The following is a 12759-nucleotide window of genomic DNA, read 5'->3' on the forward strand; positions in this document are numbered from 1 at the left end:
AAACCGGATACGGAAACGCCCCTCAGGATTTGACAGACTTCGTAATCGAAGTTTGGCAGACACTGGGGGGTTTGCATGTCTATTACGCATATGCACAGATTTACGCAGGTCTTCGGAAATGCTAGGTCTGTAAGGGGTAGGCAGCATAAAAAGTATAAATTGAAACGACTTCGATAAATTTCTCACGCTGTGGGGTTTTTAATCGGGAATCGACGGGAATCTGCATTTTCCGCTTTGCATAACCGGACTTTTGCGCTTTACGAGCGTTTTAGTGCGCTAAAACAAAACGGACACCGAAAACCTTCCTTAAACGGAAGAGTCCGCACCGAGTTATAAGGGTTAAGCCTATGAGCTATGAGACGAACCGCTTCGTCGTTGAACATAAGAAAACGCCAAGCAAGGCTGAGGCGAAGACCCGAATTAACAACTTCGGTGAGATTTATGCCGACTTCAAACCGGGGCAGGCCGACAAGCAGGCCTCGCGCTGCGCCCAGTGCGGCATCCCGTTCTGTCAGTCGGGCTGCCCGCTGCAAAACAACATCCCCGACTGGCTGCGCATGACCGCCGAAGGGCGTTATGAGGAGGCTTATCGCCTGTCGTCGGCGACCTCGGCCCTGCCGGAAATCTGTGGCCGCATCTGTCCGCAGGACCGCCTGTGCGAAGGCTCGTGCGTGCTGGAACAATCCGGCTGGGAAAACGTCACCATCGGCGCGGTCGAGCGTCACCTCGGCGACCTGGCGTTTGAGAACGGCTGGATCGAGCCCATCGTCCCGGTGCAGGAGCGTGACCAAAGCGTCGGTATCATCGGCGCGGGTCCGGCGGGCATCGCGGCCGCCGACCGACTGCGCACGCTGGGCTATAAGGTCACCATCTATGATCGCTACGACCGTGCGGGCGGCCTGCTGACCTATGGCATTCCGTCGTTCAAGCTGGAAAAGGATGTCGTGGCGCGCCGCACCGACCGTCTGGCCGCGTCGGGCGTCGAGTTCGTGCTCAACTGCGACATCGGTGAAGACGTCACCTTCGAGGAACTGCGCGAAAAGCACGACGCGATCCTCGTGGCAACCGGTGTCTATAAGACGCGCCGCCTGACCGTGCCGGGCTGCGGCTCGACGGGTGTCGTCGTGGCGCTGGACTACCTGACCATGGCGAACAAGGAAGGCTTCGGCTACAATGTCGAAGAAGCCGCCGAAGCGCATCTGAACGCCAAGGGCAAGCACGTCGTCGTCATCGGCGGCGGCGACACGGCCATGGACTGCGTGCGCACCGCCACCCGTCAGGGCGCGAAGTCGGTCACCTGCGTCTATCGCCGTGACCGCGCCAACATGCCGGGTTCCGACCGCGAAGTGACCAATGCTGAAGAAGAAGGCGTGTCGTTCGAATGGCTGTCGGCCCCCAAGGCCGTACTGGGCGACGCCGACCACGCCACGGGCCTGCGCATCCAGCGCATGCGCCTGACCACGCCGGACGCGCAGGGCCGTCAGGGCATCGAGGATATCCCCGGTGCCGAATCCGACCTCCCCGCCGATCTGGTCATCGAGGCGCTCGGTTTCGAGCCGGAAAACATCCCGGTCATGTTCAATCAGCCGGGTCTCGAAGTCACCAAGTGGGGCACCATCAAGGTGCAGGCCGGTGAGTTCCAGACCTTCGTGCCGGGCGTTTTCGCGGCGGGCGACATCGTCCGTGGCGCGTCGCTGGTCGTGTGGGCCGTCCGCGAAGGTCAGGACGCCGCCGCCGACATCCACCACTATATTCAGTCCAATGTTTCCGTGTCTCTGGAGGCCGCGCAATGACGACCACGTCCGGTTCCTCGTTCGCTTACGAACTCTATCATCGTAACCGCAAAAACCTGATCGACGCGCATGCCTACGACCCGGCTTCGGAAATCGATGCCTGCGGCGTCGGCGTGGTCTGCTCCATCGACGGCTCTGCCCGTCGCGACGTCGTCGAGCTGGCCGTCAAGGCGTTGAAAGCCCTGTTCCACCGCGGTGCGGTCGATGCCGACGGCAAGTCGGGCGACGGTGCGGGCATCATGCTGTCGGTGCCGCAGGACTTCTTCCGCGAGCAGGTGCGCAATATCGGCCACGAGCCGCGTCCGGGTCCCGTCCTCGTCGGTCAGGTCTTCCTGCCGCGCGCCGATCTCGGCGCTCAGGAAGCCGCACGGACCATCGTCGAGTCGGAAATCCTCCGCTCGGGCTTCTATCTCTATGGCTGGCGTCAGGCTCCGGTCGACGTGTCGCAACTGGGCACGCGCGCCAATTCCACGCGCCCGGAAATCGAACAGATCATGATGGCCGCGCCGGAAGGCCTGACGGATGAGGCGCTGGAACGCGCCATGTTCCTCTGCCGCCGCCGCATCGAAAAGCGCGTCGATGAAGCCAATCTCGACTGCTATCTGTGCTCCTTCTCGTCGAAGACGCTCATCTATAAGGGCATGTTCCGCGCCGAGCTGGTCGACGACTTCTATCTCGACCTGAAAGACCCGCGCTTCGCCTCCAGCGTCGCGATCTTCCACCAGCGCTTCTCGACCAACACCTTCCCCGAATGGCGTCTGGCCCAGCCCTTCCGCATGCTGGCGCACAACGGTGAAATCAACACCCTGCGCGGCAACGTCAACTGGATGAAGTCGCACGAAATCCGCATGGCGGCGGCGACCTTCGGTGAAAACGACAAGGACGTGAAGCCGGTCATCCAGCCGCGCGGTTCGGACTCCGCCGCGCTCGACAACGTGTTCGAACTGCTGGTCCGCGCCGGTCGCTCGGCGCCGATGGCCAAGGCCTTGCTGCTGCCGGAAGCCTGGTCGAAGCAGGCCGTGACCATGCCGGAATCGCACCGCGCGCTCTATGCCTACTGCAACGCCGTGATGGAGCCGTGGGACGGCCCCGCCGCCGTCTGCGCCACCGATGGCCGCTGGGTCATCGCCGGTAAGGACCGCAACGGCCTGCGTCCGCTGCGCGTCACGCAAACCCACGACGGCCTGCTGATCGTCGGCTCCGAAGCGGGCATGACCGGCGTATCGGAAGACCGCGTCTCTAAGCGCGCCACCATCGCGCCGGGCCGCATGATCGCGGTCGACCTTGAGGCCGGTCAGTATTTCGGCGAGGACGAGATCCTCGACGCGCTGGCGGGCAAGCACGACTACACGCAGTGGCTGGACAACATGGTCGATGTCGATTCGATCATCGAGCCGGGGCCGGAGCCGCGCTCCTTCCACGGTGAGGAACTGGACCGCCGTCAGATCGCGGCGGGCTTCACCCTCGAAGACCTCGACACCGTGCTCGATGCCATGGTCAAGGACGGCAAGGAAGCCATCGGTTCGATGGGCGACGACACGCCGCTGGCGGTTCTGTCGAACGAGTGGCGCCCCCTGTCGCACTATTTCCGTCAGAACTTCGCGCAGGTGACCAACCCGCCGATCGACCCGCTGCGCGAAGAAGCCGGCATGTCGCTCAAGACGCGTTTCAAGAACCTCGGCAACATCCTCGCCGAAGACGAAGCCCAGACCAATGTGCTGGTCATGGACTCGCCGTTCATGACGACCGGCATGTACGACCGTCTGCTGGAAACCAGCAATGTCGGTCAGGTCGCCGAACTGGACTGCTCGTTCCCGCTGCCGGAAGAGGGTGCGAAACCCGGTGCCGCCCTGCGCGCCGTGCTTGACTCGATCCGGGACGAGGCCGTGGCCGCCGTTAAAAACGGTGCGGGCATGATTGTCCTCACCGATCAGAACGCCGGTCCCGACCGCATGGGCGTGCCGATGATTCTGGCGGCGGCGGGCGTTCACGCGCGCCTCGTGCAGGAGGGCCTGCGCTCGTTCGTTTCGATCATCGTTCGCTCGGCCGAAGCCATGGACAGCCACGCCTTCGCGGTGCTGGTCGGCGTCGGCGCGACGGCGGTCAACCCGTATCTGGCGCTGGAGCTGATGCAGGAGCGTCTGGACAAGGGCCGCTACGGCAGCCAGACCTCGTACAAGTGCTTCATGAACTACAAGAAGTCCATCGAGGCCGGTCTGATGAAGATTCTGGCCAAGAAGGGCATCTCGATCATCTCGTCCTATCGCGGCGGCTACGAATTCGAAGCGCTGGGCCTGTCGCGGGCGCTGGTGGCGGAGTTCTTCCCCGGCGTGACCTCGCGTATTTCGGGTATCGGCCTCGCCGGTATCGAAACCAAGCTGAAGGCCCTGCACGACACGGCGTGGGCGTCGAAGCGCGCCCTCATCCCGATCGGTGGCTTCTACAAGATGCGCGCCGCCGGTGAGACCCACTACTATCAGCCGAAGCTGATCCATCTGCTTCAGGACGCGACGACGCGCGGCGATTACAAGACCTTCAAGACCTATTCCAACATGGTCGCGAAGATGTCGAAGGACACGCCGACCGCGCCGCGCGACCTGCTCGACTGGGCGCCCAAATCCGCGCCCATCGCGCTGGAAGAGGTCGAATCGGTCAACGAAATCCGCAAGCGGTTCGTCACGCCGGGCATGTCGCTGGGCGCACTCAGCCCCGAAGCGCACGAGACCCTGAACATCGCCATGAACCGCATCGGCGCGCGCTCGGTGTCGGGTGAGGGCGGCGAGGACCCGGAACGTTACGTTCGTCGTCCGAACGGTGACAACCCGAACTCGGCCATCAAGCAGATCGCCTCGGGCCGTTTCGGCGTCACGGCGGAATATCTGAACCAGTGCCGCGAAGTCGAAATCAAGGTCGCGCAGGGTGCCAAGCCCGGCGAGGGTGGCCAGCTTCCGGGCTTCAAGGTCACGGAATTCATTGCCCGTATGCGTCACTCGACGCCGGGCGTGGGCCTGATCTCGCCGCCGCCGCACCATGACATCTATTCGATCGAAGACCTGGCGCAGCTCATCTACGACATCAAGCAGATCAACCCGAACTGCCGCGTCACGGTGAAGCTGGTCTCGCAGTCGGGCATCGGTGCGGTCGCCGCGGGCGTCGCCAAGGCCAAGGCCGATGCGATCCTCGTCTCCGGTCAGGTCGGCGGCACGGGCGCGTCGCCGCTCACCTCGATCAAGTTCGCCGGCCTGCCGTTCGAACTGGGCCTGTCGGAAGCGCATCAGGTGCTGACGCTGAACAACCTGCGCGGCCAGATCCGTCTGCGTTCGGATGGCGGCATGCGCACGGGTCGCGACATCGTCACCGCCGCCATGCTGGGGGCCGAAGAGTTCGGCATCGGCACGGCGTCTCTGGTGGCCATGGGCTGCCTCATCGTGCGTCAGTGTCAATCGAACACCTGCCCGGTCGGTATCTGCGTGCAGGACGAACGTCTGCGCGCCAAGTTCACCGGCACGCCGGAAAAGGTCATCAATCTGTTCAGCTTCATCGCCGAGGAAGTGCGCGAAATCCTGGCCTCTCTGGGCCTGCGTTCGCTCGACGAAGCCGTCGGCCGCACCGATCTGCTGCGTCAGATCTCGCGCGGCGGGGCGCACCTCGACGACCTCGACCTCAACCCGCTGCTGGTCAAGGTCGAGCGCGATCCGTCGGCCCCGGTCACCTTGCCGCATGAGATCAATGAGGTCGCCGATACGCTGGACGCTCAGATCGTCCGTGACGCCGTGCCGCTGATCCAGCGCGGTGAGAAGATGTCCCTGACCTACGACGTGCGCAACACCATGCGCGCGGTCGGCACGCGCACCTCGCACATGCTGGTCAAGAACTTCGGCGACAAGCTGGCCGATGCCCATCTGACCCTGCAACTGCGCGGTTCGGCAGGTCAGTCGCTGGGGGCCTTCGCGGTCAAGGGCCTGTTCATCGACCTCAACGGCGAGTCGAACGATTACGTGGGTAAGGGCCTGTCGGGCGCGACCATCGTCATCCGTCCGAAGGTCTGGCAGAACGGTCAGATGCTGGCCGGGAACACCAACCTCTACGGCGCGACCTCGGGCAAGCTGTTCGTGGCGGGCCGCGTCGGTGAACGCTTCGCCGTCCGTAACTCTGGGGCCACGACCGTGGTCGAAGGCGTCGGCGCGCACGGCTGCGAATATATGACCGGCGGTAAGGTCGTCATCCTCGGCAAGACCGGCGCCAATTTCGGCGCGGGTATGACCGGCGGTGTGGCCTATGTCTGGGACCCGGAAGCGACCTTCCCGAACTTCATCAACCCGGAAGGTATCACGCTGCGTCCGGTGCCGGAGAAGGACGAGGCCGAGTTGAAGGCGCTGATCGCGGAGCACTTCGCGCTGACGCAATCGCCGCGCGCCGAGGCCATTCTTGATGACTGGGCCAATGCTCTGAAAACCTTCGTTCAGGTCATGCCGAACGAGATTTTGGCGATACAGGCGAAACAAACCGCCGCAGTAGCCTAAGGGAAAAGACGCAGGGGCGCAGCCCCTGCACCCCTAACCGGAAGTACCAAAAAAGCCGCCTCTGCAAAGGGGCGGCTTTTTATGCTCCAACGAACGGGTGCAGGGTCCGCGACCCTGCCTTACGATTTCGGGGCCAGAACCGCGGCGGCCTCGGCTTTTTCGGCAGCCGTCATCTGCGGCTCCAGTTGCTTCAGCGCCGCTTCGGCATTCGGATGCCCGGCCTTTTGCGCCACCGTGAACCACAGCCAGGCGCTCTTGCGGTCGACCGGGCCGCCCTGCCCTTTCATCAGCAGGACCGCCAGATTGTACATGGCCTCCGGCTCGCCGTTCTTGGCTGAGACCTCGAACCATTTGCGGGCAATGGCTTCGTCCTTGGGGAGGATCGTGTCGCCCTTGGCAAAATAGGTGCCGATGTCGTTCTGCGCCGCCGGATTGCCGCGCACGGCGGCTTCCTTGTAATAGTACAGCGCCTGTTTCGGATCGGCCTTGACGCCCTGTCCCTTGTCGTAGGCAACGGCCAGAGCATAGAGGCCGTCGGGATGGTTGGCCTTGGCGGCGTGATAGTACCAGCCGAGCGACGTTTTCGGATTGGCGGGGACGCCATCGTCACCGGACGCGAGAATCTGCGCCATGGCGATCTGAGCCGGGGCAAAGCCGTTTTCAGCAGCCGTTTTATAATTACGACTGGCGCGGACCACGTCCTTTTTTACACCGAAACCGTAGTAATAGAAATCGCCGACGGTTTTGTAAGCCGGGACGTAGGCACGCGACGCGGCCTTCTGGTACCATTTCAGCGCCGTGGCCGGATTCTTGTCGACGCCGTGCCCGATCAGGTAGATCTTGGCCAGAACGATGCTGGCCTCGGTGGCGGCATCCATGCGCTCGGGGGCCTTGGCGTCGAAGCGCAGGGTCCGGGGCGGGTTGGGCTGTTCGGCGGCCTTGTGCAGCCATTCCAGCGCCTTCGGCGTATCGGCCTTGGTGCCAAGGCCCAGCAGGTACATGCGGCCGGTCATCAGAGCCGCTTCGGCGTAACCGATCTTCTTGTACGACTTCTGGAACATGTCGAGCGCTTCGGGATACTTCTTCTGATCGAAGAGCGCGAAGGCATCGGTCAGGGTGCGGTCGCGGGCGCGGATATAGGCGCGCCCGGCGGCAAAATTGTAATCCGACTGCGAACAGCGGCTGCCGTCATTATAATCGTATATGCCACGCGAGCCATAGGTGTTGGGGTTACCATAGGGCGAGGACATGCCATACGGATCGCGTGACGCGTCGCCATAGGGCGAATAGGCGCTGAAATAGCCCGATCCGGCATAGCCGCGCGACGGGTCGCCGCCAAAGCGCGCCATGTAGTCGCGGGCATAGTCGCTGTCCATCGCCGAGGTGCCGAAGAAGTTGCAGCTTGAGGCCGAGCCAGGATTGATGCGGATATTGTCCAGCGGCACATTGGCATCGCGGCGCAGGAAGACCGTGACGTCCGTCACATCCCGGGCATTGGCATCCGGTCGTTGCGGCTGCGCCAGAGCCGGAGATGAGGCTGTCGCGAGGCACAGGGCCAGGGCCGCGCAAAATTTCAGGGATTTGAGCATGGTCTCACCTGCAGGATATATTTTGATTGTAGGGATATCTGAAATCTACTTATGCGGTATAATGCGCCTTATATTTTTATCGTCAAGTTTATTTTTTGTACGATTTTGTCAAATTCGTACATTAAATTTTTCACCAGTTATGTCGATACGGCGGCGGGCTGAAACAACAAACCCCTTTCCTGAGGCAGGAAAGGGGCGGGGCGTTTTACGAAGGCCGGGACCACCTACTTCACTATTTCGATAGCGGCGGTGGTTGAGGGGTCGTGGGGAGCGATGTCCGGGCCGGTGATGTCTTTCAGCACGCTGGTGGCCAGCGTCTTGCCCAGTTCCACGCCCCACTGATCGAAGCTGTTCAGCCCCATGACGATGCCCTCGGCGAAGGTCTTGTGCTCATAAAGCGCCAGCAGCGCGCCCAGCGTTTCCGGCGTTAGTGCGTCGAGCAGGACCAGCGTCGACGGCTTGTTGCCGGGACAGACCTTCTGCGGCGCGATGATCGCGGTTTTGGCGTCATCGAACCCAAGCGCGCGGCATTCGACCTCGGACGTCTCTAGCGACTTGCCGACCATGAAGGCCTCGCCCTGCGCGATGACGTTCGACAGCAGCTTCTGCTGCATGTCGAGCGGCGCTTCGGGGTTCGATGTCACCGCAATCAGTTCCAGCGGCACGATGTCTGCCGACTGGTGCAGCATCTGGAAGAAGGCGTGCTGGGCATTGGTGCCTTCGTCGCCGAAGACGATGGGGCAGGTCTTGGTCGGCAACAGGTTGCCATAGCCGTCGGTGCGCTTGCCGTTCGATTCCATCTCCAGCTGCTGCAGGAAGGCGGCGAGGCGACGCAGGCGGTGCGCATAGGGGATGACCGCGCGGGCCGGACGATCCAGCGCGATACGGTTGAAGATTTGGGCTGCGGCCAGAAGCAGCGGGGCGTTCTGAACAGCGGGCGCGGTCAGGAAGTGCTGATCCATTTCATGCGCGCCGGATAGGAGGCGTTCATAGACGTCGTAACCGCCGGCGATGATGACGCTGAGCGACACCGCCGACCACAGCGAATAGCGGCCGCCGACCCAGTCCCTGAAGCCGAAGACGCGGTCTTCGGGGATGCCGTAGGCGGAGGTTTTGGCGGGCGCGGCGGAGACGGCAGCGAGGTGTTTCGCGGCAGCGTCTTCGCCCAGAGCGCCGATGATCCAGTCGCGCGCCACAAGGAAGTTGGTCAGGGTTTCCTGCGTGGTGAAGGTCTTCGACACGGCAATGACCAGGGTCTCCGCCGGATCGAGGTCGGCGGTGGCGAGGGCCAGTTCCGAGCCGTCGACATTGGCAACGAAACGGATGTCGATTTGCGGCTTGAGCGGGGCCAGCGCCTGCCACAACAGGCGCGGGCCGAGGTCGGACCCGCCGATACCGATGTGGATAATGGTCCTGAACGGTTTGCCCGTGGCGCCCACGATCTCGCCCGCGCGGATACCGTCGGCATAGGCTTTCATGGCGTCGCGGGCGCCCTTGACGTCGGCGGCGATCTCTGCGCCGCGCAGGCGCTGGTTCTCGCTGTCGGAATCGCGCAGGGCCACGTGTAGGACCGCGCGGTCCTCAGACACGTTGATCGCCTGACCGGTCCACATCTTTTCGCGCGCGGCGTTCAGGCCGGCGATGTCGAACAGGCCCAGTGCGGCGTCGAACCCGGCCTGCGACCACGACTGCTTCGACACATCGACATAGAGCCCGGCGATGGACAGCGACTGCTGCCCCAGACGGTCGGCCTCATACTCGAACTTGGCCACGATGGGCGTCTTGGCGTCGATATGCGCCTGGGTGGTCAGAGCAGCGAGGGCAGCAGAAAGGGTCATTTTGGGCTCCGTAAATCCAGCCCGCGGCGCAGGATCAGGCGCGGGCTAAAGGTCAATAGACGTAAGAAATCGAATGAAGTTAAAAGGCGTTTTTTATGTATGGCGCGGCGATCGTCCCATACCGCGCCCAAGCCGAAAATGGCTTCCCTCAGGGCGCGACCGACGATGGTGCCGCGTCCCTTCAATACATCCTTCAGCGCGATAGACAAGCTAAACCCGATATGCGGCAGGAGCGTTAAGGCCATCACCGGTCCGGGCGTGTTTTTCAGATACATCCATAACCGGTTGCGGTAACCGTGATAGAGTGCGAAATCCGACCGTGCCCCCAAGGTCGCCGAGCCGATATGATCGACCTTCGCCTCAGGGATCAGCAGGACTCGCTCACCCTGCAAGCGCGCCCGCATCCCCAGATCGGCGTCCTCACAATAGATAAAAAAGCGCTCGTAAAAGCCGTTCAGGCGCTCAAACAGGCCGCGTTCGATGACGAAGGCCGCACCGCACGGGGAAAAGACCTCGCTGACCGGAATATGCGGTGGTTTAGATGCGCGATACCCCATGCGAAAGGGGAAGCCGAAAAACGTCATCCCGTCGCCGGCGCCGTCGAGGATCGTCTGGTCCTGCGGGTCCAGTTGCAGCGAGGTGAAGATGCGGGTGTCGGGGTATTGTTCGATCGCGGCGTCCATCTGCGCCAGCCACGTGGCGTGAACGAAGACGTCGGGGTTGATGAAGGCCAGCCACTGGCCTTTCGCGTGACCGGCGGCTTGGTTCATGCCTTTGGCGAAGCCCATATTGCCGCCGTTATCGACAAACCGCACATCAGGGTGTTTGGCGATGACCTGTTGCGGGGCACCGTCGGTCGAGCCGTTGTCGGCAAGGATGATCTCGAAATCGATCGTTTGTCGTGCACCCGATTCCGAAAACCGGCTTCCACTTTGCGGGGCGCACTCAAGCGCCTTCAGCGCCTCGATGCAGCGTTCGAGATAACCGCCGCTCTGATAGGCCAGCACGATAAGCGAGAATCTAGGCGGCATCCTGTCTCCATTCAGCCAGAACCTCCGGATCGGTCTCCTCCGGCAAACACATGTCGCGCAAGGCGGCGAAATCCTGAGGCGGGAGGCCGCGCGACAAGGCCCACACCGCCGAACCACGCACGACGGGGCTGTCGTGGCGCAGATTGCGCACCAGCGGGTCTATTTTTTCGAAGTCCACCAGATCGCCGAAGCTGTTGCCGATCGCATAGTGGATGTTACGCAGAAAGGTCACAAGACCTATGCGTTTGATGGGCGACTTGGAAAACAAAGCGCGGAACGCCGGGTCGTCGAGCTGCGCCAGCTCGAACAGCGGCATGGTGGTCGCGCCGTCGCGCGCCATCAGTTTCGCCTCGGTTGCCGATTGCGCGAACTTGTTCCACGGACAGACCGCCAGACAGTCGTCGCAACCATAGATGCGATTGCCCATCTGCTCGCGAAACCGCTTCGGCCAGTGACCGTGATATTCGATGGTCAGGTACGACAGACACGACCGCGCATCGAGCTTATAGGGTGCAACGAAGGCGTTGGTCGGGCAGATATCGAGGCACGACCGGCACGATCCGCAATGATCCTTTTCCGCCCGATCCTCCGGCAGTTCCATATCGGTCAGGATGACGCCCAGAAACATCCACGAGCCGAATTCCCGCGACACCACATTGGTATGCTTGCCCTGCCAGCCGAGCCCCGCCAGTTGCGCCAGCGGTTTTTCCATCAGGGGCGCGGTATCGACGAAGACCTTGACCTCGCATCCGGCCATTTTGACGATGTCCGTGGCCAGAAGTTTGAGCTTTTTCTTGATCAGGTCGTGGTAATCGTCACCGCGGGCATAGACGCTGATATTGGCGATATCGGGTTCGTTGAGCCCCACAAGCGGATCGCTGTCGGGGCCGTAGTTGAAGCCCAGTACAATCGCGCTTTTCGCGCCGCTCCACATGTTCTGCGGGTGCTGGCGGCGTTCGAGCGTCTCTTCCATCCAAGTCATGGCACCGTGATAGCCCTCGGCCACGAAGGCTTTCAGGCGCTCAGCCGCCTCCCAGGTTTGCGGCAGATTGACGAAGCCGACGGTGGCAAAGCCGAGGTCGAGGGCTTTTTGCTCGATCAATCCCCTCGCCCCTTCGGGGAGAGGGCTAGGCGCGGCCCGGCTAGGGTGAGGGGGCTGCATAGGTGTTGTCGGTGAAGGCGGTGCAGGTTGGGCCTGCGCTGCCCCCTCACCCGGCCAAAGGCTAGCGCCTTCGTCCACCCTCTCCCCGCAGGGGCGAGGGGAAGAAGGGGAAGGGGAGCTCATCAAAAATCCAGCTCTTTGTACTGCGCCGACGGCGCCACCCCCGGCAGCACGTCCGACAGCAGCGGTCGGAACGCCGGACGCGACTTGATGACCATGTACCACGTCTTCAGGTGCTTGAACCTGTCCCAACTCACCTCGTCGAAATAGTCGATGACGCTGAGGTGCGAGGCCAATGCGAAATCGGCGAACGACAGGTTGCGCCCGGCCAGCCAGTTGCGCGCCTCAAGCAGGCTCTCGAAATAGCTGAGATGGTCGCGCAAGGCCTCGCGACCGGCGCGCAGATTTTGCAGGTTGGGCGCCCCCAGCCCCATCAGGCGCTTTTCCATCTTTTCATGCAGCAGCAGCGAGTTGACGTCCCAATCGAACTTACGCTCGAACCAGCCGACAAGACGCCGCGCCTCGCCACGCTCCTGCGGGTCGGTGGGCCATAGGCGAATCTCCGGTGCGGCTTCGTCCAGATGTTCAAGGATGGCGCGGTTCTCGCACAGGGTGACCGTGCGTCCGTGATCGAAGAGCTCTACCAGCACGGGCAGCAAACCCGACGGGTTCATGCGGATAAGGTCGTCGGTCGGCTCCCAGTATTTGATAGGCACCTCGTCGAAGGGCAGTTTCTTTTCGCCCAAAGCCAACCGCACAAGGCGGGAATGCGGATCGAAGGCGAAATGATGGAGCGTGCGCTGCGGGAATGTCATCGGCTCGT

The 12759-nt window shown here is 62.5% G+C and carries 7 protein-coding genes; 2 read left to right on the forward strand and 5 right to left on the reverse strand.

The genetic code is table 11. The features are described 5' to 3' along the window. The first annotated feature begins 347 nt into the window (after positions 1–347). Positions 348–1793, forward strand: a complete 1446-nt coding sequence (locus PQU92_RS05715) for an NAD(P)-dependent oxidoreductase (RefSeq protein WP_272747246.1) — start codon at positions 348–350, stop codon at positions 1791–1793. Next, positions 1790–6316 carry a glutamate synthase large subunit gene (gene gltB, locus PQU92_RS05720; RefSeq protein ID WP_272747247.1) on the forward strand — a complete coding sequence of 1509 codons (4527 nt, stop codon included), beginning with the start codon at positions 1790–1792 and terminating at the stop codon, positions 6314–6316. The genes PQU92_RS05715 and gltB overlap by 4 nt, the downstream gene beginning before the upstream one ends. Before the next feature lie 119 nt (positions 6317–6435). Here the strand turns inward: gltB and PQU92_RS05725 are convergent, their stop codons facing one another. From PQU92_RS05725 to fzlA, 5 genes are all read right to left on the reverse strand, one after another. Next, the gene (locus PQU92_RS05725; protein ID WP_272747248.1) at positions 6436–7905 is read right to left on the reverse strand and encodes an SEL1-like repeat protein; all 1470 of its coding nucleotides are present in this window, start codon (positions 7903–7905) and stop codon (positions 6436–6438) included. Positions 7906–8129: 224 nt separating this feature from the next. Then, complete coding sequence (gene pgi / locus PQU92_RS05730) at positions 8130–9743, reverse strand: glucose-6-phosphate isomerase (RefSeq protein WP_272747249.1); 1614 nt, start codon at positions 9741–9743, stop codon at positions 8130–8132. Next, entirely contained in the window at positions 9740–10774 is a 1035-nt protein-coding gene (locus PQU92_RS05735) for a glycosyltransferase family 2 protein (protein WP_272747250.1), read from the reverse strand. The genes pgi and PQU92_RS05735 overlap by 4 nt, the downstream gene beginning before the upstream one ends. Next, the gene (gene queG, locus PQU92_RS05740) at positions 10764–11876 is read right to left on the reverse strand and encodes a tRNA epoxyqueuosine(34) reductase QueG (protein ID WP_272747251.1); all 1113 of its coding nucleotides are present in this window, start codon (positions 11874–11876) and stop codon (positions 10764–10766) included. The genes PQU92_RS05735 and queG overlap by 11 nt, the downstream gene beginning before the upstream one ends. A gap of 182 nt (positions 11877–12058) precedes the next feature. Continuing rightward, positions 12059–12751 carry an FtsZ-binding protein FzlA gene (fzlA, locus tag PQU92_RS05745; protein WP_272747252.1) on the reverse strand — a complete coding sequence of 231 codons (693 nt, stop codon included), beginning with the start codon at positions 12749–12751 and terminating at the stop codon, positions 12059–12061. Between the last annotated feature and the right edge of the window lie 8 nt (positions 12752–12759).

The organism is Asticcacaulis aquaticus, from assembly GCF_028550415.1.
Classification (GTDB): domain Bacteria; phylum Pseudomonadota; class Alphaproteobacteria; order Caulobacterales; family Caulobacteraceae; genus Asticcacaulis; species Asticcacaulis aquaticus.